At 44.4% G+C, this 23,361-nt stretch carries 22 protein-coding genes; 4 read left to right on the top strand and 18 right to left on the bottom strand.

Annotated features, from left to right (window positions below):
- Positions 1-113: 113 nt before the first annotated feature.
- The 3 genes from ABTV07_RS05630 to ABTV07_RS05620 all read right to left on the bottom strand — a co-directional run bounded on the left by ABTV07_RS05630 (position 114) and on the right by ABTV07_RS05620 (position 3,297).
- Positions 114-1,532, bottom strand: coding sequence for a SpoVR family protein (locus ABTV07_RS05630; protein WP_433748523.1), 1,419 nt, complete (start codon positions 1,530-1,532; stop codon positions 114-116).
- Between the two features lie 87 nt (positions 1,533-1,619).
- Positions 1,620-2,828, bottom strand: a complete 1,209-nt coding sequence (locus ABTV07_RS05625; RefSeq protein ID WP_433748520.1) for an MFS transporter — start codon at positions 2,826-2,828, stop codon at positions 1,620-1,622.
- Between the two features lie 151 nt (positions 2,829-2,979).
- Positions 2,980-3,297 (bottom strand): DUF3889 domain-containing protein, encoded by a 318-nt coding sequence (locus ABTV07_RS05620; RefSeq protein ID WP_433748517.1) that lies wholly within the window; start codon positions 3,295-3,297, stop codon positions 2,980-2,982.
- Between the two features lie 185 nt (positions 3,298-3,482).
- On the opposite strand from ABTV07_RS05620, the gene ABTV07_RS05615 reads away from it, so the two are divergent.
- Positions 3,483-3,737 (top strand): YhdB family protein, encoded by a 255-nt coding sequence (locus ABTV07_RS05615; RefSeq protein ID WP_433748514.1) that lies wholly within the window; start codon positions 3,483-3,485, stop codon positions 3,735-3,737.
- Positions 3,738-3,808: 71 nt separating this feature from the next.
- Here the strand turns inward: ABTV07_RS05615 and ABTV07_RS05610 are convergent, their stop codons facing one another.
- The 9 genes from ABTV07_RS05610 to hpaI form a co-directional block, all read right to left on the bottom strand.
- Entirely contained in the window at positions 3,809-4,336 is a 528-nt protein-coding gene (locus tag ABTV07_RS05610; protein WP_433748512.1) for an NADPH-dependent FMN reductase, read from the bottom strand.
- A gap of 30 nt (positions 4,337-4,366) precedes the next feature.
- Positions 4,367-5,011, bottom strand: coding sequence for a response regulator (locus ABTV07_RS05605; protein WP_433748509.1), 645 nt, complete (start codon positions 5,009-5,011; stop codon positions 4,367-4,369).
- Positions 5,012-5,022: 11 nt separating this feature from the next.
- Positions 5,023-6,150 carry a GAF domain-containing sensor histidine kinase gene (locus ABTV07_RS05600; protein WP_433748506.1) on the bottom strand — a complete coding sequence of 376 codons (1,128 nt, stop codon included), beginning with the start codon at positions 6,148-6,150 and terminating at the stop codon, positions 5,023-5,025.
- Between the two features lie 275 nt (positions 6,151-6,425).
- Positions 6,426-7,148: an SDR family oxidoreductase gene (locus ABTV07_RS05595; protein ID WP_433748505.1), complete on the bottom strand. Its 723-nt coding sequence runs from the start codon at positions 7,146-7,148 to the stop codon at positions 6,426-6,428.
- A gap of 153 nt (positions 7,149-7,301) precedes the next feature.
- The gene (locus ABTV07_RS05590) at positions 7,302-9,056 is read right to left on the bottom strand and encodes a phospho-sugar mutase (RefSeq protein ID WP_433748502.1); all 1,755 of its coding nucleotides are present in this window, start codon (positions 9,054-9,056) and stop codon (positions 7,302-7,304) included.
- Between the two features lie 376 nt (positions 9,057-9,432).
- Positions 9,433-10,416 (bottom strand): 3,4-dihydroxyphenylacetate 2,3-dioxygenase, encoded by a 984-nt coding sequence (gene hpaD / locus ABTV07_RS05585; protein ID WP_433748499.1) that lies wholly within the window; start codon positions 10,414-10,416, stop codon positions 9,433-9,435.
- Between the two features lie 13 nt (positions 10,417-10,429).
- Entirely contained in the window at positions 10,430-11,902 is a 1,473-nt protein-coding gene (gene hpaB / locus ABTV07_RS05580) for a 4-hydroxyphenylacetate 3-monooxygenase, oxygenase component (RefSeq protein ID WP_433748496.1), read from the bottom strand.
- A gap of 21 nt (positions 11,903-11,923) precedes the next feature.
- Positions 11,924-13,354, bottom strand: coding sequence for a 5-carboxymethyl-2-hydroxymuconate semialdehyde dehydrogenase (gene hpaE / locus ABTV07_RS05575; protein ID WP_433751118.1), 1,431 nt, complete (start codon positions 13,352-13,354; stop codon positions 11,924-11,926).
- Positions 13,355-13,479: 125 nt separating this feature from the next.
- A complete protein-coding gene (gene hpaI / locus ABTV07_RS05570; protein WP_433748494.1) occupies positions 13,480-14,406 on the bottom strand; it encodes a 2,4-dihydroxyhept-2-ene-1,7-dioic acid aldolase in 927 nt (308 codons plus the stop codon).
- A 162-nt stretch (positions 14,407-14,568) separates the two neighbouring features.
- Here hpaI and ABTV07_RS05565 point away from each other — a divergent pair, with 162 nt between their 5' ends.
- On the top strand, positions 14,569-15,468 hold the full coding sequence (locus ABTV07_RS05565; RefSeq protein ID WP_433748491.1) for a LysR family transcriptional regulator: 900 nt from the start codon (positions 14,569-14,571) through the stop codon (positions 15,466-15,468).
- Position 15,469: 1 nt separating this feature from the next.
- On the opposite strand, the gene ABTV07_RS05560 is transcribed toward ABTV07_RS05565, so the two are convergent.
- The 4 genes from ABTV07_RS05560 to ABTV07_RS05545 all read right to left on the bottom strand — a co-directional run bounded on the left by ABTV07_RS05560 (position 15,470) and on the right by ABTV07_RS05545 (position 19,124).
- On the bottom strand, positions 15,470-15,850 hold the full coding sequence (locus ABTV07_RS05560) for a 5-carboxymethyl-2-hydroxymuconate Delta-isomerase (protein WP_433748489.1): 381 nt from the start codon (positions 15,848-15,850) through the stop codon (positions 15,470-15,472).
- Positions 15,819-16,607 carry a fumarylacetoacetate hydrolase family protein gene (locus ABTV07_RS05555; RefSeq protein ID WP_433748486.1) on the bottom strand — a complete coding sequence of 263 codons (789 nt, stop codon included), beginning with the start codon at positions 16,605-16,607 and terminating at the stop codon, positions 15,819-15,821. Before ABTV07_RS05555 ends, ABTV07_RS05560 begins: the two co-directional genes overlap by 32 nt.
- Entirely contained in the window at positions 16,607-17,386 is a 780-nt protein-coding gene (locus ABTV07_RS05550; protein WP_433748483.1) for a fumarylacetoacetate hydrolase family protein, read from the bottom strand. Before ABTV07_RS05550 ends, ABTV07_RS05555 begins: the two co-directional genes overlap by 1 nt.
- A gap of 196 nt (positions 17,387-17,582) precedes the next feature.
- Positions 17,583-19,124, bottom strand: a complete 1,542-nt coding sequence (locus tag ABTV07_RS05545; RefSeq protein WP_433748480.1) for a GNAT family N-acetyltransferase — start codon at positions 19,122-19,124, stop codon at positions 17,583-17,585.
- A gap of 131 nt (positions 19,125-19,255) precedes the next feature.
- Here ABTV07_RS05545 and ABTV07_RS05540 point away from each other — a divergent pair, with 131 nt between their 5' ends.
- Entirely contained in the window at positions 19,256-19,861 is a 606-nt protein-coding gene (locus ABTV07_RS05540; RefSeq protein WP_433748478.1) for a TetR/AcrR family transcriptional regulator, read from the top strand.
- 48 nt (positions 19,862-19,909) lie between these two features.
- Here ABTV07_RS05540 and ABTV07_RS05535 read toward each other — a convergent pair whose 3' ends face one another.
- Both ABTV07_RS05535 and ABTV07_RS05530 read right to left on the bottom strand, forming a co-directional pair.
- Positions 19,910-21,598, bottom strand: a complete 1,689-nt coding sequence (locus ABTV07_RS05535; RefSeq protein WP_433748475.1) for a glycoside hydrolase family 13 protein — start codon at positions 21,596-21,598, stop codon at positions 19,910-19,912.
- 147 nt (positions 21,599-21,745) lie between these two features.
- Positions 21,746-22,150 (bottom strand): DUF5365 family protein, encoded by a 405-nt coding sequence (locus tag ABTV07_RS05530; RefSeq protein WP_433748472.1) that lies wholly within the window; start codon positions 22,148-22,150, stop codon positions 21,746-21,748.
- A 163-nt stretch (positions 22,151-22,313) separates the two neighbouring features.
- Here ABTV07_RS05530 and ABTV07_RS05525 point away from each other — a divergent pair, with 163 nt between their 5' ends.
- Positions 22,314-23,222, top strand: coding sequence for an RluA family pseudouridine synthase (locus tag ABTV07_RS05525; RefSeq protein ID WP_433748469.1), 909 nt, complete (start codon positions 22,314-22,316; stop codon positions 23,220-23,222).
- Positions 23,223-23,361: the final 139 nt, after the last annotated feature.

Raw genomic sequence — 23,361 nt, 5'->3', positions numbered from 1 at the left:
ACTAGAAAATTGATTTAAGTACTAAAATTATACTGAAAAAAAATGAAAAAAGCGAAACTCGAAACCAAAAAACTGAAATGAAAAAGCCCGCTTACAAGAAGCAGGCCTTACAATTATAGATATTTCCGCTGAACAGCTCTCCCGTCATAGGAGAACAGCATATTCTTCCCTTCCACCACGGTATCCAGATGGACGGTCCTTCCCCAAAGCTGATGGACATACGGAAGGACTTTTTCTAAATACTTGAGATCAAGCTCAATATCCTCAAAGGAATGCTTCAAATAAAGCTCCCCATTTTTCATATAATCGCCGTCTTCGACCATCAAATAAGGGAATCCGCCATTCACCCTTGTGCTCACAAGCTGGTCCCGGACATTCTCCCATTGTTTATCAACAACTTTATAGTCTTTCCCCTGCTTCTGGAAGAGATACATATCCTCACGCATCACTAAATCCTTCGTTAAATAATTGCGCAGGAATGAAATATCCGATTCAATTTCCCGTACTTCAAACATTTTTTCACGCCCTGAATTCGGCTTGACACCGCGTTCCTTCATTTTTTCCGTAGGATTGTTATAGCGATCTTCAATGTCCTCGAATATTTTCAGACCAAGGTAGTAAGGATTGATGCTCGTTTTGGAAGGCTGTACGACCCCCGCATTCAATTTGGCAAATTCAAGCGCTTCACCACTTGTAAGGTCCATTTCACGCAAAATGCGCTGATGCCAATAGGAAGCCCAGCCTTCATTCATGATTTTGGTTTCCAGCTGCGGCCAGAAGTAAAGCATTTCTTCCCTGATCATCGTCAAAATATCCCGCTGCCAGTCGGTCAGCTCCCTGCTGTAGGACTCGATAAAGAGCAGAATATCCTTTTCCGGTTTCGGTGGCAGTTTCTTCCGCTTCTTTTTAGGTGCTGGCGCTTTTTTCTTTTCATCCAGGCTCCATAGATCGTCATATGGTGAACTTGCCTTAACATCTTCCTCTTCCTCCCAATCCTCGGCATCCTCAAGCGTCCATGAGAGCTTCGGCCTCATCAAGGAAGGATCGATATGTTCTTCAATGGCAAGAACGGCATCGATGAAGGTTTCAACTTCTTTTTTACCATAGAGGATTTCATACTCCCTGACCCGGTCAGCCGTAGCTGCCATGCTTTCTACCATGTCCCTTTTCGTATTTTGAAACCGAACATTGTTCTTGAAAAAATCGCAGTGCGCCAACACATGTGCCACAATCAGTTTATTTTGAATCAGGGAGTTCGAATCGAGCAAAAATGCGTAGCAGGGATCAGAATTGATGACAAGTTCATAAATTTTGCTCAAGCCCAAATCATAATGGAGCTTCATTTTAAAAAATTGCTTCCCGAAACTCCAGTGGGAAAACCTCGTCGGCATTCCATACGCACCAAATGTATAAATGATATCAGCCGGACAAATTTCATAGCGCATTGGATAAAAGTCCAGGCCAAACCCTTTGGCAATTTCCGTGATTTCCGCAATCGCTGTTTGAAGTTCTTTATGTTCAGCCTCTCTCATCGGCTTTTCCCCCTTTACTCTCTTAACACAATGTATGAACCGAGATTTGATAAGATGAACAAAAAAGACTGCAGAAGCCTGCAGTCTTTATGTTTGATTTTTTATTTTTTTTGCAAGGGCGGCCGAAGGGATGATCGCAGCAGCCAATAGCAATGATGACACAAGAAATGCGTTTTCCACCCCAAAGTGCTGAACAAACCATCCGACCAGCAAGGATGCTGTACCAAAAGTGATGGTCACCAATGCATTCTGTGCGGCATACACTTTTGGAAGTTTTTCCGGAACCGTCATACTTTGGACAGCCGTTTGAAGAATGACGGCTTTTGCCTGATCAAATAATCCGTAAAGCACTGAATAGATCAATGCCAGTATCGGCAGTTCATTTATTCCGAATAAGAACGTCAGAGCTGCAATGCAAATACTTCCAACAAGAAGGATCGATCCACGTCTTCGTTCTATCCTCCTGTGCTGCTTCATCACCAGGAAACTGGCTAATATCAGTCCGGCAAAGAATGCACCGTTGATCAAGCCCCACCATTGTTCTCCCGTCTTCAGCTGTTCTTTGACGAATAAATACATTATGGCTGCAATCCAGACCACGCTCGCTGCCGATTCTATCCAATAGAGGAGATGAATCGTGCGAAGCGATGGATCCCTCCATATGGTGGTCCAGCCGTCTGAAATGGATTCCAAGTACTTTTTCGCTCTATCTTCTACATTTTCTTTTGGTGATCCTGTTTCTATATTGATTCTGAACATGAATAACGTACTCAGGACGTATAGGCCAAATACAACTGCTAATGTTCCGCCCGGGGCTATCAGTGCCGTCAGCAGACCCCCGATGCTCCACCCGCCTATTCCGATAGTATGGTCGACAGTGGAGAGGAATCCATTTGTGCCGAGCAGTTCTTCCCTTTTAACCAGCAATGGAACCATCGCATTTTGAGCCGGGAGGGCCCAGCCATCCAAGAAGGAAATCAAAAAGGCAATGATGAACAATAAGACTGTATTCTGCGGCACCATTACCAGCACTATGAACATGGCCAGAAGCATACATGTTTTAGCCCCTTGCGAATAAAAAAGAAGCGCCTTAAGCTGGCAGCGCTCCATGAGAATAGGTGCAATGACACTGCTGATGAATTTAGCCAGCGTTACAATGAACGGGACAAATGCCATATATAGCGGGGATCCTGTGCTCGCATATACAGCAGCAATCAGAGCCGTTACATAAAGGATGTCCCCCAGGTTTGCAAATGCCTGCCCCATCCATAAATAACGGAATGCTTTTGATTTCAAAATACTTCTCCCCTAATCATCCAATTTTTATTAGGATTACAGAGATTTTCACATTAGCGATGCACCTTCCGAACTGTTATTTTCACTCATCGTACCACACTGCTCCCATTGAAAAAAGCCCCTGCCTGATAATTCAGACAGAAGCTTTTTGTTATTCGACCGTTTCTGAGACCGTCAGTCCCACAAGTTTTTCATTTTTCAGGCTGTGCGTGACCCTGACAAGGATATAGCTGGTCTGCCCATTTTCGCTGACAGTAAACTTGAAGTAGTCTGCTACTTGATCTTTTCCTGCCGTGGTCCTTCCTTTATATTCATAATCCTTTAATTCTTCAGAAGGATAATCCTCTTTCACGATGGCCGTTGCCATCCTCCCATACTTTGCATAATCTGTTTGTTGAGCGCCGGCATGATTCCATGAAGCCAATGGAAGGACGCTTAATAAGATGACAAAGGATAAAAATCTGAGCATGATGAACCTCCTAACAAGTCTTCTATCTGTAGGTTCTTCCGGTGAGAAGATTTTATTCAAAAAAAAAGCAAGCTATCCATGCAAATGAAGGAAAACGTGCTGCAGCAGCACCTCCAAGTTTTTCAGGGAGATAAAGCACTGCATGGACACATACTAAAATCAACTCCTTATAAGGAGGTACACAGATGAACAGAATGGACTATGACCGTGCCCTGTATTATACGCATCGGTCCCAGTGGGATAACTTGTTGATCCTGATGGTTCGTACGCAGGATGATGTTTTATCGAAAAGGATTGAACAATTCCTCCATGCCTATAATTTTTCAAATGATTATACGGTAGTGGAAAGAAAATTATATAATCTTTTACGTTATGTGGATCATGCCAACTCTCTGGGGATCCAGCAGGATGCCGAAGAAATCAGCATGGCGACTACGTAAAATGGCTGGGCTGGCCTAAGAAAAACAAAACACCCGCAAATCAATGCGGGTGTTTCTCTTTGCTTTCATGATTATTTATTGATGTTTTCGGCAATTTTTACATACATTTTTAATTCGTTCACCATGTCATCGACTAATTTTGCCGGTTCTTCAAGAAGGCCGTCGTTTTCATAATCGAAACAGTGCGGGTCAAGTACGAGCTGCTTCGGAATTGCATTTGCATAAACACCACGAGCAACGGTTCTCATGTTGTTTAGGCAATTGATTCCACCTTTTCCTCCTCCTGCACATGACAATAATGCTGTCGGCTTATGGGCAAAGAATTCACCGCTCAAGAAGTCCAATGCATTTTTTAACGCACCGCTCATGGCACTGTGATATTCAGGTGAAGTCAAAATGACACCGTCAGCTTCCTTTACCAATTTGCGAAGATTTTTGACGCTTTCCAGCTCAAATTGTTCTTCTTCTCCTGTGTATAACGGAATTTCCCCTGCACTCAAGTCAATTAGATTAAAACCGTATTTCCTGGCCATGAATCTGGATGCAATACCAGTTCTTCCTTTTTTCCTTGGGCTTCCATTGATAATGACAATATTCATTGCAATCTTCCTCTCCGTTTCTAAGGTGTTTCATGATTTTTCGTCCAGTCCCAATTTCACTGCAAATAAAGCAGCCTGTGTCCGGTCGGCAACGTCTAATTTTGCTAAAACATTCGATACATGGGTTTTGACTGTTTTTTCTGTAATGAATAAGGCAGAAGCGATATCCTTATTGCTTTTCCCTTTTGCAATCTGGCACAAAACCTCTTTTTCTCTATTCGTCAACTGCTCAAGCCTATGCTCAGGCTGATCTTTTCGTGATATCCTTGTCAGCAAATGATTGGTCGCTTTCGGATGAAGGGTGTTTTCACCCCCATGAAGCTTGCGGATTGCATTCACTAATTCTTCAGGTTCGATGTCTTTCAATTGATATCCTGAAGCCCCTGCCTCAATCGCAGGGATGACATGGTCATGATCCGAAAAGCTTGTAAGCATGAGGATCTTGACTTTATCATTAAACCGCTTGATTTGCTTCGTGGCTTCTATTCCATTCAGGACTGGCATGACTAAATCCATTAATATGATATCAGGATTGAGCTCTTTTGTTAACTCTACTGCTTCTTCCCCATTTTTCGCTTCTCCAACGATGACGATATCCTGTTGTGTGCGCAAAAAGAAAACCAATCCTCTTCTTACGATGTGATGATCATCTGCAATCAACAATCGAATCCCCATGTCCCATCCCCCTAATATGGCAAAACCACTTTGATATTAGTGCCTTCTCCCAGCCTGCTATTTATTTTAAAGGTCCCTTGAAGGTTTTCTGTCCGCTCTTTCATACTTTGAAGCCCGATGGAAAATAGACCTTTTTCTTCATCGAAATCAAAACCGCATCCTTCATCTGTAATTTCTAGAATGATTTGTTTTTCTGAAGCCTCTAATGAAATACGAACAAAATCTTGTCCAGAATGTTTTTTACAGTTATTCAAAGCCTCCTGACCGATTCTCCAAAGCGCCTCTTCCAATTTGGAGGGCAGACAGAGGACTCCATTCAGTTGTGTGGAAACTTGGAGGCCAAGCATTTCTCCATAGCCTTTTATCGCTTCAAGGAGGCCAATCTCAAGGCCTTTTGGACGCAGCTGCCAGATCAATGCCCTCATTTCTGTCAGAGCGGATTGCGAAAGCTCCCCAATCATTGAAAACGTTTCTTTAATGTCCTGGTCATTGGTCATGGCTTCCCCGCCTCGAGCCGTCAACGTAAGTGAAAACAGAAGCTGATTAACTGAATCATGCAGATCCCTCGCCAATCGGTTCCTTTCTTGTACAAGGGCCATTTCCTGCTCTTTTTTTGTCAGCTTCACCCTCTTGATGGCAGAACCAATCTGAAGGGCAACCGACTCTAACAGTGCCAATTCCCTGGAGGAGAACTCCTTTTTGTTAGGGGAAGCAACGTTGAGCAGTCCAAAGACCTCTTTGCCTGACTGCAGCGGAACTGTCGCGTGGTGGGTAATTCCATTGGTTTCTCCCAATTCATTGATGGTCGCTTCTTCAATGCGCTTGCACTCCATGATGTTGGACGCTTTTTTCAGCCGTCCATTCTGCAGTTTATCGACACACCAGCAGCTCCCTTTTTTCATCGGCTGGCATTGGCAGTATGTCAAAGCTGCCGGCAGGTTCTCTGCTGCAGCCAAGGTATGTGACTTGTCTTCTTCATCTATGAAAAAAATCCATCCGGTTGTAAATCCCGTGATTTGGAGGAGCTTCTTTAAGACCCCTTTCATCATCTGGGACAAATCGGTCTCTTCATTCAGCAGTTCTGCAATATTCTTCAAAATGTGAAGATCTGAACTATGCTTGATCTCATCTATGGCCATGTTCCAATCCCCTTCGCAAAAATCCTCATATTACCATTATACGCACGGGATCTACAAAAACCATTCTCAAATAGAATGAACTTATCTACGACTAAAGTCTGAGACAGAAATCGACAAAAAACGGGTCGTGTCCAGCTCCAGCGGCTAGCCCCTCGAGTCATAAGCCGATACTCTACGGAAATCAGGATTTCCTAAGAGTATCGGCTTATGCTGGTCGGGGCTTTCAAGCCGCCTCCGCTTTTCTTTGTCACTGTCACGCCCCGTTCTACTTGCTGTTATGCTATTGGGTAGTTTTGTGCAAATGGGTGGATGACCATTTCATCGATCATCATATGTTTAGGAGCAGATGCCATGTAGACGACTGCTTGCGCGATGTCGTTCACTTTCAGCCAATCCTCTTTCTCCGGAAGGCCCTGCTTGGATTCAGCAAAATAAGTATCGACCATGCCGGGGTTCACAGTGCCGACACGGATGCCATATTCCCTTACTTCCTGTGACAAGGAACCCATGAAGCCTTGAACAGCGTATTTTGTTGCTGTATAAGCTGATCCATTTGGTATTGTATAGCGGGCTACATCGGACGAAATCGTAATGATCGTCCCGAATTTTTGTTCCTTCATGGCTGGAAGGACTGCCTTCGAGCATAGGAAAACGCCTTGCACGTTTACATCAAATACTTTCTTCCATTCCTCTGCAGTCGTTTCTTCGACGCTTTTGAAGAAGCCGATGCCAGCATTATTCACTAAAATATCGACTCTGCCGTATTGTTTCTTTGCTTCTTCTACAACACGCTCGACATCCGCTTCCAGGCTGATATCCGCTTTTACTGCCAACGTATCGTTAAATCCGGATTCCTTCAGTTCCTTTTCTGTTCCAAAAATATCATCTGAACTCCCGACAAGCACTAATTTCACGCCTTTTTGTGCAAGCTGGACAGCAATTTCTTTTCCGATTCCCCTTGATGCACCTGTTACAATCGCGGTCTGATTTTCAAGCATTCCATTCATCCTTTCAGTATGCAATATTCTAGTCTTTGAATGCTCAACTATTATAGCTTCTTTATACAAGAAATCCAACATCAATGGATACCAAAACCCTGTTCAAGAACTGAAACAGGGAAAGCAGTATTTGCTTTCCCCTTAAGTTCTTCCTTATTTAACTGTTTGTTTAACTGCATCAAGTGTGTGGTGGACTAAATCCATAAAGCACTCTTGATACTCATTAAGCTTTTTACTGGCTTCCGCTTCGTCTTCCCCTGTCACTCCAAAGTAAAATTTCACTTTTGGCTCTGTACCGGATGGTCGAAGGCAGATCCATGATCCGTCTTCCAGGAAATATTTAATGACATTGGAAGCGGGAAGGACGAGTTTTGATTCCGTATTATTCTCAAAATCATATTTTATCTGTTCTTTATAGTCTTCGCATGCCGTGACCCGAACCCCATTCAAAGCCGTCATTGGCTTCCGTCTGAATTCACCGAGGAGGGCATTGATCTGTTCTGCCCCTTCCTTGCCTTTCAATGTCAGTGATTGGAGGCCTTCTGCATGGAACCCATGTTTTTCATACAAGGACTGAAGGACATCATAAAGTGTTTTGCCCTTCTTTTTATAATAAGCGCTTGCTTCAACTGCTAAGATGGCTGCTTGAATCGCATCTTTATCCCTGGCAAAGTCGCCGATTAAGTATCCATAGCTTTCCTCATAGCCGAACAGGAAGCGATAGGAGCCGTCTTTATGGTACTGTTCGATTTTTTCGCCGATGAATTTAAATCCTGTCAGTACATCCTCAACCTCGACACCATAGGAACGGGCAATTTTCTCACCGAGAGTGGAAGTCACAATGGTCTTGAAGATGATGCCGTTGGATGGAATGGTTCCCTTGTCTTCTTTTTGGCTTAGAATATAATCAATCAACAATGCCCCAGTCTGATTGCCCGTTAGAAGTACATACTCATCATTGGGATTTTTCACAGCAACACCGAGTCTGTCAGCATCGGGATCCGTTGCAATCAAGATGTCCGCTTCGTATTTATGTCCATCCCGTACAGCCAGTTCAAAAGCCTCTTTTTCCTCAGGATTAGGCGCTTTTACAGTAGAAAATTGAGGATCAGGATGCTCCTGTTCTTCTACCACATGCAGGTTTTCATATCCAAGGGCCTTCAGTGCCTGGCGAAGAGGCTTATTTCCTGTTCCATGAAGCGGTGAATACACAATGCGAAGGCCGCTGTCATTCGCCAACCCGGGATTCTCTGAGATGGTCTTCAGCTTTTCTACATAAGCCTGATCCATTTCTTCACCTAAAAATTTAATTAGTCCGCAGTCGATAAGCTCCTTCTCATCCTTTACTTCTAATGAGAGCTCATCCTCCACTAAATTGACTTTCTTTATGACCTCATCTGCTTCTTTCAGATTCAATTGGGCCCCATCTTCCCCGTATACCTTGAATCCGTTATATTCTGGAGGGTTGTGGCTTGCAGTGATGACAATCCCTGCAATGGCATTCAGCTCTCTCAAGGCAAAAGAAAGCTGCGGGGTCGGCCTCAATTCATTAAAGACATAAGCCTTTATCCCTCTGCTTGCCAGGGTGCGTGCTGCTTCCATGGCGAATTCAGGGGATTTATGCCGTGAATCATAGGCTATCACGGTTCCACGACCTTTCGCGTCTTCCCCTTTATCAAGTATGTATTGAGCAAGACCTTCCGCGGCTTTTCTGACCGTGTAGCGGTTCATTCGATTCGACCCGGGTCCGATGACTCCGCGCATTCCACCCGTTCCAAACTCAAGATTTTTATAGAAGGCATCCTCCAGCTGTTTTGCATCCCCCTGAATGGATTCCAGCTGTGCCCTCAGTTCTTCATCAAGCTCTTTAAAATTAAGCCATTTTTGGCAGGTTTGTTCCCAATTCACAAAATCCGCTCCCTTTTTCTTTTTAGTCCTTATACTTTCCATAAAAACAAAGGATTTCCCTGTATAAATAAAATGATAAATAATGACAAATCTTTCGTTTCCATTATACGGGGACCAGCTGAAAAATCCAGCCTTTCCACAAAGTAAATCTCCTTTTATTTAATACTAAAATAAACCGCTGTTGATTTCCGTTCAAGACTACGCTTTCCGAGGGCGGAGGCAAGCCTCCTCGTCGCTGCGCTCCTGCGGTGTCTCGCCTGTTCCGCTTTTCCCACCGGAGTCTACGTCTTGCACTCCAATCAACAGCTAGAATAGATCTAAAATAAAGATAGCCAAAATTAAAAAGACCGCCTCTGTTAAGACGGTCTTGAAAGTATCACGTTATGAATGTCGGTTTTTGCTGGGCGAGGACGGCATCTTTTAATTCCTGCTTTTGTCCATCATGCACATCAAGAACAGCCGAGGCTTCCTCAAACCAGCAGTCGGGAGCTGCATGGCCCCAGAACGTCTGCCGCCTTGAATCATTGATGTCCCAGCGAATCGGCTTGAAATCCGGATCGCTTGTCAAATAGTCTCCTGTATACAACTCGATCCTGTGGCCATCCGGGTCTCTTAAATATAGGAAGAATGCGTTGGAAAGGCCGTGTCTTCCAGGACCACGTTCAATATGGGCTCCATAGCCGATCGAAGCAAGGACATCACACGTATGGATGATGCTCATACAATCGCTCAGCCAAAATCCGATGTGATGCAACCTTGGTCCTTTTCCATTCATGAACGCTACATCATGGACAGTCGGTTTCCGGTGGAGCCACGCGGCCCAAATTTTTTCTTCTGCACCGGCTGTGTACTCCGAACAGGCAAACCCAAGTTTCTTCGTATAAAATTCATAGGCTTTTTCCACATCGGACACCATGCAGTTAAAATGGTCGATCCTCTGTACCCGTGCCCCGCGATACATATCATAGCGCTGCAGGAACCTTTCAGCACCATCCATTTTTACGAAAAATTCAACAGGCATCCCGGAAACATCCTGGACTCTGAAGGACCTGCCAACAGCTTTTTGCGATCCTGCTTCCATCCACTTCACTTTAGAGCCGTCCCTTGTGAATAGCGCTGCCAGCTCTTCGAGATCCTCTTCATTCCGGACCTTATAGCTGATGGCCTCCACAGCTGCCTCATCTGCTTTCTTTAAAACGAGGCTGTGATGGGTATGCTCCTCTAGCCCCCTTAAATATATGTGGGAATCATCTGCTTCTGTCTCAATGAATCCCAATGCATTGACATAAAAATCACGGGATTGATTTAAATCCGTTACATGCAGGATGGCCCTAGCCGCCCTAATAATATCAAAACTCATCCTTCATCCCTCCTTACATTCCCACAAAATGCGGTTTGCTGCCGCTGTTTTTCAAGAAACTTTTGATTCGTTCTTTGTATGGATTCTTATCGTAGTTATCAAAATAGGTCATTCCCATCTTGATTGGATCACCGAAGAAATAATATTCATAGTGCATCTGTCTGCCGCCGAATGCGCTCAGTGTCAAATCCCAGGCAAGCCGGAATAACTGCACACGCTCATAGCCATCAAGGTTTTTGCCTTGTACTGCCCGATTCAATAACGGCCCGATCTCTTCATGATGGAAGTCTGCCTCGCTTGGAATTCCCATCAAGCCTGAAGCACCCAGAATCCTTACTATCTCAACCAGCCTTGGATATACCCTTGGATACCAGTTGCGTGCAGCATCGAGCGCGGCATAATCCGGGGTCATCGTTCCCCATTTATCAAGAGAAGCATTATGCTCTGCGCGATAAAGATGCGATTTCATGATTTCAAGCGTGAGCATGATTTCCGTTCCTTTATCCTGGACATGCTGGAATTGATCGATTCCGATTGCGTCCATGATGCTAAGGACGACACCAAGCAAAAATTCCGTTTTGACCACATTTTTTGCTACCACTTGATGAGCCATATGGACAACTGCGTTCGTTTCCCTGAATGTCCTATTGCAGATGGAAGAATCCTCGCAGACAAATACACGATTCCATGGAACAAAGACATGATCGAATGACACAATGGCATCCCCTTCTTCAAATCGTGAAGAAAGCGGGTGATCCCACTGGTTTTTGCCATAGTCGAAAGACTCCCTGCTCAAGAACTTTAGTCCAGGTGTATTATTCGGGATAGCAAAGGCAAGTGAATACGGATCATCTTTTTCACCCGATTTTTTTACGGTGGAAGGGAAAACAAGGATTTCATCCGTAATTCCGCCCTGTGTTGCAAGAAGGCGGATGCCGTCGACGATGATCCCGTCTTTATTCTTTTCGACTAAATGAAGGGCGACATTGGCATCCTTCTGTTCATGGATGGCCTTGGCACGATTGACCTGAGGGTGAATCAACGTATGAGTCAGGCTGATATCGTTCTCGCGTGCGAACTCATAATAGTTCTTGGCATTTTCCGCAAAACTGGGATCTGCTTCTGCGAAAAGGTCATTGGATACACCCATTGCCATGACTTCCGCATTCAAATAGTCGGGAGATCTCCCCATCATCCCTCCGGATGTCAACGCCCATTCCGTTATGGCTTCCCTGCGTTTGATCAAATCCTCAATCGACTTCGGCTGAAGGAATGTCATGCCTACCTTCTGACCTGTTGTCGGAGAAGTATAGAGCATCTTGTCCTCTTTTTCATATTGGAGATCATAAAGGTCAGCCATCGATTGAATGACATTTTTAAAGGCTGGATGGGCAGTGACATCCTCGACGCGCTCCCCGCCAATATAAATATTGTTCTTCGCTTTTTTCAGCCGCTCCTTGTATTCTGCACCTGTTTTTGCCGGCATTTCCGCTCCCCCTTTAAATGATTACTTTTTCTTCCCAAACTGCGGGATGTGATGGTCGCCGATGGCTACATGGATCACTTTGGCCTCTGTATAAAATTCAAACATGGCGTAGTGGCCGCCTTCCCGTCCGATTCCGCTCGCCTTTGAACCGCCGAATGGAATTCTCAGGTCCCGTACATTCTGTGCATTGATCCAGAGCATTCCTGCTTCCACTGCCTGCGCGACCCTGTGTCCTCTCTTGATGTCATTTGTCCACACATAGCCGGCAAGTCCGTACTTCACATCGTTGGCCGCGTCAATGGCCTGTTCTTCCGTTTCAAATTCGATGACCGACATGACCGGTCCAAAAATCTCTTCCTGGGAACTTTTCATCTCATTATCAGCTTCGAGTAAAAGTGTCGGCGGGACGAAATTGCCTTGGCTGTATTCTTCAGGCACAATGCCTTGAATGACTTCACAGCCTTCTTCCCTCGCGATTTCGATATAGCCCTTTACTTTTTCCGCATGTTCTTTACTGATTAATGGACCAAGCTGGGTACCTGAATCCATCGGGTTGCCGATCGTAATATTTGAGACCCTTTCCTTCAATGCATCGACGAATTTTTCTTTGATCCCTTTTTGCAGGAATAAACGGGAATTGGCTGTACAGCGCTCACCGTTGAATGAAAAGATTCCCCATACCGCAGCATCGAGCGCCCTGTCGAAATCGGCATCATCAAAAACGATGAGCGGCGACTTCCCGCCAAGCTCCATTGATGTCTTCTTCAATGAATCTGCCGCATTTTTAATGATGACGGAACCAGTGACCGTCTCCCCTGTAAAGGAAATGGCTTCAACGTCCGGATGAGAGACAAGTGCTGCACCAGCTGTTTCACCAAAACCATGGACCACGTTGAATACCCCTTCAGGAAGACCGGCTTTATCAATGACTTCTGCCAATTTATTGGCAGTCAATGGAGAAAGCTCGGCTGGCTTAAGCACCACTGTATTTCCTGTCGCAAGTGCTGGGGCCACTTTCCAAGTCTCAAGCATGAAAGGGGCATTCCAAGGTGTGATGAGCCCGACGACCCCAAGCGGTTTATGGATGGTATAATTAATGAATTCATCATCGACTGCGTATGCTTCACCGTGCAGCCTGGACTGGACCATCCGTGCATAGAAGCGGAAATTTTCCGCTGCCCTCGCTGTCATTTTCTTTGTCTGGCTGATGGGAAGTCCGGTATCCAATGCTTCCAAATAGGCAATTTCTTCGATTTCCTCATCAATTACTTCGGCAATCCGGTTGATATATTCCATCCTTTTTTCAAGCTTCATCTTGCCCCATGGACCCAGCTTAAAAGCTTTACTTGCAGCATCGACCGCAAGCTTGATATCTTCTTCACGTCCTTCGGAAACCCGATTGATGGCATGGTTCGTAAAAGGGTTCAAGTTTTCAAACGTCGAACCGCCCATGGAATCGACGAATGCACCATTGATATAAAGCTGGATATCCTTCACATTTTGGTAGGCAGATGTGCTGCCTTGATCCTCTATTTTGTTTTGCAATTCAATCACCGCCATTCTATATTAATCATTCTTTATGACTTGGCCGGTACTTCAGGGGCTAATTCCACATAGCTGCTCAGGACTTCGCGGATCTCATTTTGAAGTTCCTGCGAAGGCAGATCCATCGGCAGCCTTAAAACCGGCTTGATTTTCCCCATCATGCCCAAAGCTGCTTTCAGTGGGGCTGGATTCGTATCTTTAAAGAGGACATCGTTCAATGGCATGAGTTCGTAATGAAGATCCTGGGCCCGTTTGACATCTCCCTCTGCCCAGGCATTGTAGATTTCAGCCACTTTACCGGGCGTGATATTCGCTGTCGCACTGATATGCCCTGCCCCACCGATTGCAAGCATCGGATAGCATAAGAGCTCAATTCCGGAATACAAAAGGAAGTCCCTTCCGCAGTTCAATAAAACGCGGTTGATATGTTCAAAATCTTTGTTCGACTCCTTGACCCCGATGATGTTCTCACAATCCGCATTCAGCTTTGCAAGCGTCTTCACTTCCAGATTGGTCGCTGTCCTGCCCGGGATATTGTAGATGATGATCGGAATGGAAACAGAATCAGCCACTGCCTTGAAATGTTTATATAGGGCGTGCTGGGAAGGCTTATTGTAATAAGGAACGATGACCAAAGCCGCATCTGCTCCGATTTCTTCCGCTTTTTTCGTTAAATAAAGGGTTTCTTCATGGTTTGTAGATCCAGTGCCGGGGACAAAAGGTACTCTCTTGTCAATGACCTTTGATGAATGTTCCATGACTTGGACCCGTTCCTCTGTCGTCAATGAGCTCGGCTCTCCCGTTGTCCCTGTAACGGAAATCGCGTGTGTTCCGCTTTCAATATGCCAATTGATCAAGCTTTCCAACGTATCGAAGTCAATGGAACCGCTTTCATTAAATGGTGTGACAACGGGAGCAATGGACCCTCTCAGCTTCATTTTGGCCGCTTCATACTTCATTCTTCACAGCACTCCTTTACTGATCTTTTTCATTCTGAATTGATTAAATTATCTGAAATATTTATCAATATAAATGTATCATGTGGTATCATATATGAAAAATATACAAAACATTGCAAATTCATATTTTAAAAATATACTTCATAGAAAGTGAGGATCGATATGAATCTTAAACAGCTCCGCTACTTTTCTACTTTTGCTGAAGAAGGCCAGATTACCAAAGCTGCTAAAAAGCTATTCATGGCCCAGCCCCCTCTAAGCCAGCAGCTGAAATTGCTGGAAGAGGAGCTCGGGGTAAAACTGTTTCAAAAAAACGGACGAAAACTGGAATTGACGGATGCCGGCCACCTGCTTCATGAGAAGGCAAAAAAAATCTTGCAGGAAGTCGATGAAACGGTTCAGGAAATTAAAGAAACAGGAGAAGGGCTGAGGGGGGTCCTATCGATTGGTTCGGTCAAGACTTGCTTTCATCACATTCCGGAACGTATCAAGTTCTTCCAGGAGCGCTATCCCGAGCTTACATTCAAATTGATTGAAGGGGATACATATCGGCTGGAGCGCTATCTAAAAGCAAAGGAAATCGAGTTTGCGGTGGTCCGCCTTCCGCTCGGGCTGGACGATTACAATTCCATCCCGCTTCCTGCAGACCACTTTGTGGCAGTCCTGCCTGATAATCACGTGAGCCATCAAGAGGAAATTATGTTGGAAGAACTCGCGGAGATGCCGATGATGCTTCTTCATCGGGCTGGGGAAGGAGGAATCGGGCTTTATGAACTGGTATTGGATTCATTCATTGAAAAAGGACTCTCTCCACACGTCATCTGTGAATGTCCTGATGCTGCAATGCTGCTGGCTTTAGTCAAAGAAGGGGTCGGGATGACGCTTCTGCCGAAATCGACTTTGCGTTCTTTCCCGCCCCATGGATTAAAGGTATTGGAGATCAAAGATGCTGTCATCCATTCCGAATCGGCTCTCATATGGCTGAAAGGCCGATACCTCTCAAAGAACGCCAGGCGTTTCATCGAGACATTTCAGGGTTCATCTAAAGAATTGCAGACTTGATTCATTTAAAACGTTTATGAATATTGTTCTGTTTGTATGTGCCGTTCGTAAATTCAGCAATTTCAAATGAAAGCGCCAAATATCGTTTTTCATATAAATCGGCAAAATGCTCTTTCATGATGCGAAACAATTCGTCCCCGACGGATTGTTTTTCTTCTTTTGTGCGGCCCGTTCCAATCTTCAGCATTGCATGGACGAAGGCATCATCTTCCTTTCCATCAGCGATCCGATAATCCTTCAGTTCAATGGCACGCGAACGGATTCCACCGATTGGGAACACATCGCCTCTCTCCATAAGGTACGCATTGACTTTGCCCAGGAGTTCAGGGATGTTCCCCTCCTCTTTCAGGTTATCCGTGTACTCCAGGATAAAGTGCGGCATTGGCGTCCTCCTTCCTTTCCTTTGCGGCGATTGTATTTTTCAATTGTCCGATCCCTTCGATTTCACATACCACTTCATCCCCGACAGCTGTGTCCACGGTTCCTTTCGGCGTTCCTGTCAAGATGACATCACCCGGGTTCAGTGTCATGAAACTGCTCAGATATTCGATCAAATAAGGAATGGAAAAAATCATATCCTTCGTAGAGCCTTCCTGTGTCAATTTGCCATTTACAAAGGTTTTCATCTGTAGATTCATTGGGTCCGGAATATCGTCAGCATCCACAAGCCAAGGCCCGATCGGTGTACTGGCATCACGGTTCTTCACCCGAAGATTAGGACGGTAATAGTTTTCGAGATAATCACGGAATGCATAATCGTTCGCGATGGTGTAGCCCTTAATATAGTTCGAAGCCTCTTCCTTCCTGATGTTCCTTGCCTGCCTGCCGATCACCGCCGCAAGTTCACATTCGTAATGCATATACGTCACATCATGAGGACGCGGTACTGCTCCTTTATGGCCGATGAAGGTATTCGGCCCTTTCAGGAAAACAAGGGGTTCCTCAGGGGCCTGAAAAGACAGTTCGCTCGCGTGGTCGGAGTAATTAAGACCTAGTGCAAAAACGGTGCGCGGCTGTATGGGCGGAAGCCAAACAACATCTTCCCCATCAATCAATCTCCCATCTGCAAGCTTCAATTTTCCGTCCAATGCCTCTGCAGCATGGATCTTCCCTTCAAATGCGATCCTTGCCCATTTCATCAGCCATCCCTCCTTGTCATTTCACGCATGATTGTATTTTCGAGAGAACCGATTGATTCGATATTTATCCTGACACTATCCCCATTTTTTGCTTTTGGTGCTCCCTCCGGAATACCCGCCAACAGCATATCACCGGGATAAAGGGTCATGAACTTCGTCACATCTGCTATTAATCTCGGAATGGATCGTATCAGATTGCTTGTATGGTTCTCCTGCACGAGTTTTCCATTTATGTACACTTGGATGCTGAGGGAGTCCGGGTTGATTCCTTCCCTATCAACCACCCATGGGCCAGTTGGGCAATACCCGTCCCTGCATTTATATTTGACTGGAGGCCGATAGACGCTTTCGTGCGGGATGCTGACGTCGTTGACAACGGTATAGCCTTCGACATATTCCAGGGCATAGGCTTCCGACACGTTGACGGCTTCTTTTCCGAATACGATTCCGAGCGCCGCTCCCATCTCAAGTTCTTCTATTCCTTCAGGCAAAAAAATAGGCCGCTTATGGCTGCTGATTGTGTTATATGGTTTGATATAAAGAATGGGGGCTTTTGGCGCTTCCTTATAAGGAGGGTGGTTTACCTGATCCCCTAATCCCTTTAATGCCCCCTTGTAGTTTAAGAGTGTTCCATAAATCGTTCCCCTTACTGGAGAAGTGAAAGCAAGATCTTCGACTTTATAGTCAATCCCATCAATGGAAACTTTGTCATGATGATGATCGACAGTGCCTTCCACTTTCTGCTCGAACCCGCTCAATCGTGCCGAAATTGATGTCATAAGTACGCCCCTTTCTACTTATTTAAATTTTCCGATAACTTTACTATAACCAAGACTACTATATAAATAAAATATTTAATTCATACACATTGCATATGAAAAACATATAAAGAAAAATCGGGCGGTGACAGTCACCACCCGATTTTTGTCGAAAAAAAGCTGACCCCTCGGGGCCAGCTTTTCATTTATGCTGTATTTACTTTTTGTATTTGAGTTCGTAGACGTCGTGCCTTCTGTCTTTTAGCTGTCTTACTGTTCCGGATTGGCGCTGTCTTCTTAGGATTTCGAGATCGACGTCGCCGATCAGCACCATTTCGATATTTGGATTGGTCTCACCCACGATGCCGTCACGGGCAAATTCGAAATCAGATGGTGCAAAGATCCCTGACTGTGCATATTGAATATCCATATTCTCCGTCTGCGGGAGATTTCCGACAGTACCGGAAATGACTGTGTAGATCTGGTTTTCAACAGCACGGGCCTGCGCGCAGTACCTGACACGTAGATAGCCTTGGCGGTCTTCTGTACAGAATGGTGTGAAGATGATCTTCGCCCCCATATTGGTCGCAATCCGTGCCATTTCAGGGAATTCGATATCGTAGCAGATCTGGATGGCAATTTTTCCGCAGTCCGTATCGAATACTTTGACTTGATCTCCTGGACTGATTCCCCACCATTTGCGTTCATTCGGTGTGATATGGATCTTATATTGCTTCTCGATCGTACCGTCGCGTCTGAATAAATACGCAATATTATAGATTTCTTCATCATCTTCCTTCACCAGGTGGGAGCCCCCGATGATATTCACGTTGTAGCGCACCGCTAAATCGGTGAAAAGTTCGATGTACTCTTCTGTGTATTCGGTCACCCTTCTTACCGCAAGACTAGGCGACTTCTCTTCCATGAAGGACATCAGCTGTGTCGTGAAGATCTCTGGGAAGACGACGAAATCCGAGCTCGCATCTGAAGCGACATCCGTAAAATACTCCACCTGATTGGCAAAGTCATCGAATGATTCAATCTGCCTCATCATGTACTGGACGACACAGATCCGGACAGGATAGCTCGTCTTGAAATGCCTCTTGCTGTTTGGTAGGTATTCTACGTTGTTCCATTCCATCAAAGTGGCATATTTATGCGACCTCTTGTCATCAGGCAGATAGTTCGGGTTGATCCGCATCAGTGTAAAGCCATTCAGCAATTGGAATGACAGGACAGGATCATAAATTTTATGGCGGGATACGGCATCCACATATTCCCTCGGAGACATCTCATCCGCATGCTTATAATAGTTCGGGATCCTTCCGCCAATGATGATACTCTTCAGGTTCATCTGTCTGGCAAGGTCTTTTCTAGCCTCGTATAGCCTGTGTCCAACCTTCATCCTCCGGAAATCCGGATGCACCATGACTTCAATTCCATAAAGGTTGTATCCATCAGGGTTATGGTTCGTAATATAGCCGTTATCCGTCACGTCATCCCATGAATGGCGGTCGTCATACTCATCGAAGTTAATGATGAGGCTCGAACACGATCCAATGATGTCCCCATCATATTCAGCCACAATCTGCCCTTCCTGGAAAATCTCCAAATGGCTCCTTAGCTGCGACTTCTTCCATGGCTCCATGCCAGGAAAGCATAGTGACTGCAGTTCAATGATCTGATCAATATCTTTATATTCAAGGTTTCTTATAACCATTTTCTTTTCAAATTGAGATAAATCCAGTTTATCTGACATATCCGACAACTCCTTTACCTAGTAAATTTACCCCGTTCTATTTTATTCTAAACGAAAGAGAGTCTAGATTTGAAATAATAAAATTGAATTAGTACAAAACTTTCTATAAGATGGACGTTAGAGGTGATTCCATGAACGGTTTTGAGAAGAGAAGACTGCAAAAGATGCAGCAGATAAAACAAACCGCCTTTTCCCTGTTTTCAAAATTTGGGGTCCAAAAAGTCAGCATCCAGGATATTGCTAAAAAAGCAAATGTATCGCAAGTGACCATTTATAATTATTTTGGCAGCAAAGACGAATTATTAATCGAGTCCCTTAAAGAATATTTAGAGGAGCAATTATCCCTGTTTTTAGAGGTTGTTGACAGTAAGAAGCCTTTTCAGAAGAAAATCCATCAACTCTTCGAAATGAAGATTGATGCTGCCAAGAGCTTCAGCCCTGCATTAGTCGAATCCTTATTTATGGAAAGCGGCCCTATGGCAGAATTGATTCAGCACTATTCGGAGGATAAAATGTTCCCCCAATTACTGAGGCTATTGGATGAAGGACGGGAGCAAGGGATCATCACAAGGAAAATTTCCACTGAAACGCTTTTATTCCTGCTTAATAGTATGACCGCAGCTGTGCAGCAGCATCCACAGCTATTCTCCACGGAAGAAAAAACAAAAGAGATTTCAATGGAAATGCTTCATTTTTTCTTCTATGGCGTGATGGGCCGGGAAATAGAAAAAGACTGACTTCAACAGCTTCCATCTGGAAAGTCTGCTGAAGCCAGTCTTATTTATTTAGATTGAAAACTTATACACTCTTGCTTCCCACGGTTTAAGCTCAATTTGTGCTATGCTTTCTTTTTCATCTACTTCATAATTGCTGATCAAAAGTTGTTTCTGATCTTCGTTCACTTGAATGTGGTCCGGCTTGATAAATGTTCTTCCTTCATTAGACACATTCCCTATCACAAGTAGTGCTTCTCCATTATATCTTCGAACATAGGAATAGATAGAGTCGTCATCCTCATATAGAAGTTCAAAAGATCCGTATGGAATAATTTCATTTTCTTTGCGGAGAGCGATCAGCTTTCGGTAATAATGGAAGACAGAATTCGGATCTTCCATTGCCTTTTCTGCATTGATTTCTTGATAATTCGGATTGACCGCGATCCACGGCGTCCCTTGGGTAAATCCTCCATGCTCTGATGAATCCCATTGCATCGGCGTTCTTGCGTTATCCCTGCCTTTTGCGTAGATGGACTTCATGATTTCTTTTTCGTCAACGCCTTCAGCTATCTTTTCTTTGAACATATTCAATGTTTCAATATCTTTATATTCATCAATCGAGCCGAATCGGACGTTGGTCATTCCGAGTTCTTCCCCTTGATAGATATAAGGGGTCCCTTGCATCATGTGCAGCAATGTTCCGAGAAGCTTGGCCGAAATGACTCGGTGCTCCCCATCATTTCCAAAACGGGACACAACGCGGGGCTGGTCATGGTTATTCCAATAAAGACTGTTCCACCCTTGTCCATTTAATCCTGTCTGCCATTTGGTCAGGATTTTCTTTAATTTTTTCAAATCGAATGGAATCAGATCCCATTTCCCATTTTCACCTGAATCGACATCCATATGTTCGAATTGGAAGACCATGTTTAATTCTTTGCGGTCTTCACCTGTATACAACTGTGCTTCTTCTGGCGAAACACCCGGCATTTCTCCAACTGTCATGACATTCTTGCCAGCCAGCACCTTCTCATTCATTTCTTGAAGGAATTCATGAATTCTCGGTCCATTCATGAAATACTTGTGTCCTGAAGCATATCTCTTCCCTTCAGGATTTGGCGCATCTGGAAGTCCTGGCTCCTTGGAAATGAAATTGATGACATCCATTCGGAATCCGTCAATTCCTTTATCGAGCCAGAAATTCATCATATCGTAGATTTCATTTCTCAATTCGGGATTTTCCCAATTAAGGTCGGGCTGTTTTTTTGAAAAAAGGTGCAGATAGTATTCGCCCGTTTCCTCAGCATATTGCCAGGCAGAGCCGCTGAAAACAGATTCCCAGTTATTCGGTTCCCGACCATCGTTTCCTTTTCTCCAGATATAGTAGTCCCTGTAAGGGTTGTCTTTGGATTTCCTTGACTCAATGAACCATGCATGTTCATCGGAGGAATGATTCACAACGAGGTCCATGACGATTTTGATGCCTCTTTTGTGCATTTCATCCCTTAAAAGCTCCCAGTCTTCCATCGTTCCGAATTCACTCATGATCCGGCGGTAATCGCTGATGTCGTACCCATTGTCATCATTAGGGGATTCATATACAGGAGAGAGCCAAACAACGTCGATCCCCAGTGCCTTTAAATAATCCAATTTGGAAATGATTCCTTTAATATCCCCTACCCCGTCGCCATTTGAATCCATAAAGCTGCGCGGATATATTTGATAAACAACTGCTTCTTTCCACCATTGTTTGGACATTCTGTTCACCTCATAGAAGATTTTGTTTATTTTCGTTGTGCAAACGCTTGCACGAATTAATATAAAAAAAAACGCTTACACTCTTATTTTACATGATTGCCTATCAAGAGCAAGAAAAAAATGACCGGAATAAATCCGGCCATTTTGTTATACAAGCATTTCGTTCGCTGCTTTTGTGTAGATGCTAAAAGATGTTTCTATATCGACATTAGGATAGAATTGTTCTAGAGTAAATGGGAAAAACAAGCCGAATTCCTGCAGGATATTCACGTTTGTGGTGAAAAGATTTACATAGAAAGAGTTCAATTTTTCTTTTTGATGGACATCAAGTATGCTGATAATAGTCTGCAGACTTGAGATGACCTGGAATGCTTCTTTCAATGTCCCAAAGTATTCAAAGTGACGAGTGGTCGTATGTAAGATTTTCAGCTCATGGAATTTTACAATTTCTTCATCACTGAAGTATTGGGGGAATATTTGTGAATAAAAGGTATCTAACAGTTCACATATTTTTTCCTCTTGTTCCTGTGTAGACGCAAATAGTACCTTCACGAAAAACCCACCTTTTGTCATTATTGTAATCTCTCTGTAACAGTTACTATTAGAATAACATATTCGACTTAGCCAAACTGTGGTAATTATACCCATAGCCTGTTTATTTTTGTCGAATTCAAGGGACTTTTTGATTATATAAGGAAAGATTTGGTGAATTATTATGATAATTTCAAAAAAAGGAACTCTTTTTGAAATGCGGGTCTCAAAAGAGTACGAAGGAAAAACGGTCGATGATATTTTCCGTACAATCTGGAAAGCTCCCAAAAAGTGGATCCACTCAATTCGAATGGCCGGCGAAGTGAAAGTCAATAACCAAAAGGCCAATTGGAATGCTCCATTAAAAGAAGGGGATCTGCTGCACTTTCCTCTATTCTATGAAGAAAACTATGGGGTCATCCCAAGCTTTTATCATATTGAAATTCTTTATGAAGATGAACACTTGCTTGTGGCTAATAAACCCGCCGGCATGGATACTCATCCAAATGAGGAAGGACAGACAGGTACGCTTGCCAACGCTGTTGCCTACCATTTGCAAATGAACGGTGAATTATGCAAAGTTCAGCATATCCACCGGCTGGACCGCGATACCACCGGAGCGGTACTGTTTGCGAAAAATCAGCTGAGCGGCCCCCTACTCGATCGAATGCTCTCAGAGAGAAAAATCAAGCGAACGTATTGGGCGCTTGCAGACGGGCTCATCGGTCCCAAAAAAGGCACTATCAATAAACCGATTGGCAGAGACCGCCATCATGCCTTGAGAAGGCGGGTCTCCCCTTCCGGCCAGGATGCAGTCACTCATTTCCGCGTTTTAAAGAAAATCCCTTCTGAGAGATTGAGTTTTATTGAATGCACTCTGGATACTGGAAGGACACACCAAATCCGCGTCCACTTAAGCGATATGGGACATCCATTGGCAGGGGACAAGCTTTATGGAGGAAGCAGTCGATTTAGGCGGCAGGCCCTTCATGCGAGATTCCTTGAATTCACTCATCCGCTATCGGGTGAATTCATCCACTGTGAAGCATCTTTTCTGGATGAACCTCCGATATTTGAGAATGTGATTGAATAGGCGAGATGGTGGTTGTGCGAGATGGGTGTTGGGACATGTGGGTCATGTGGGTGACAGGCACTCCCCGAATTGTGTCGATGGCGACACCTGGGTGACAGGCACGCCCCGAATTGTGTCGATTATTCTTGTTTGTTTTAAC

The sequence above is a fragment of the Falsibacillus pallidus genome, assembly GCF_050990905.1.
Taxonomy (GTDB): Bacteria; Bacillota; Bacilli; order Bacillales; family DSM-25281; genus Falsibacillus; species Falsibacillus pallidus_A.
Note: the sequence above shows the minus strand (reverse complement) of the source record. Positions and strands in the feature narration are given on the sequence as shown.

Coding starts and splice junctions, on each gene's coding strand:
- ABTV07_RS05630 (WP_433748523.1), bottom strand. CDS start 1,532: ATGAGAGAGGCTGAACATAAAGAACTTCAAACAGCGATTGCGGAAATC.
- ABTV07_RS05620 (WP_433748517.1), bottom strand. CDS start 3,297: ATGCTCAGATTTTTATCCTTTGTCATCTTATTAAGCGTCCTTCCATTG.
- ABTV07_RS05615 (WP_433748514.1), top strand. CDS start 3,483: ATGAACAGAATGGACTATGACCGTGCCCTGTATTATACGCATCGGTCC.
- ABTV07_RS05610 (WP_433748512.1), bottom strand. CDS start 4,336: ATGAATATTGTCATTATCAATGGAAGCCCAAGGAAAAAAGGAAGAACT.
- ABTV07_RS05605 (WP_433748509.1), bottom strand. CDS start 5,011: ATGGGGATTCGATTGTTGATTGCAGATGATCATCACATCGTAAGAAGA.
- ABTV07_RS05600 (WP_433748506.1), bottom strand. CDS start 6,150: ATGGCCATAGATGAGATCAAGCATAGTTCAGATCTTCACATTTTGAAG.
- ABTV07_RS05595 (WP_433748505.1), bottom strand. CDS start 7,148: ATGCTTGAAAATCAGACCGCGATTGTAACAGGTGCATCAAGGGGAATC.
- hpaD (WP_433748499.1), bottom strand. CDS start 10,416: ATGAGTTTTGATATTATTAGGGCGGCTAGGGCCATCCTGCATGTAACG.
- hpaB (WP_433748496.1), bottom strand. CDS start 11,902: ATGCCGGCAAAAACAGGTGCAGAATACAAGGAGCGGCTGAAAAAAGCG.
- hpaE (WP_433751118.1), bottom strand. CDS start 13,354: ATGGGCGGTTCGACGTTTGAAAACTTGAACCCTTTTACGAACCATGCC.
- hpaI (WP_433748494.1), bottom strand. CDS start 14,406: ATGAAGTATGAAGCGGCCAAAATGAAGCTGAGAGGGTCCATTGCTCCC.
- ABTV07_RS05565 (WP_433748491.1), top strand. CDS start 14,569: ATGAATCTTAAACAGCTCCGCTACTTTTCTACTTTTGCTGAAGAAGGC.
- ABTV07_RS05560 (WP_433748489.1), bottom strand. CDS start 15,850: ATGCCGCACTTTATCCTGGAGTACACGGATAACCTGAAAGAGGAGGGG.
- ABTV07_RS05555 (WP_433748486.1), bottom strand. CDS start 16,607: ATGAAATGGGCAAGGATCGCATTTGAAGGGAAGATCCATGCTGCAGAG.
- ABTV07_RS05550 (WP_433748483.1), bottom strand. CDS start 17,386: ATGACATCAATTTCGGCACGATTGAGCGGGTTCGAGCAGAAAGTGGAA.
- ABTV07_RS05545 (WP_433748480.1), bottom strand. CDS start 19,124: ATGTCAGATAAACTGGATTTATCTCAATTTGAAAAGAAAATGGTTATA.
- ABTV07_RS05540 (WP_433748478.1), top strand. CDS start 19,256: ATGAACGGTTTTGAGAAGAGAAGACTGCAAAAGATGCAGCAGATAAAA.
- ABTV07_RS05535 (WP_433748475.1), bottom strand. CDS start 21,598: ATGTCCAAACAATGGTGGAAAGAAGCAGTTGTTTATCAAATATATCCG.
- ABTV07_RS05525 (WP_433748469.1), top strand. CDS start 22,314: ATGATAATTTCAAAAAAAGGAACTCTTTTTGAAATGCGGGTCTCAAAA.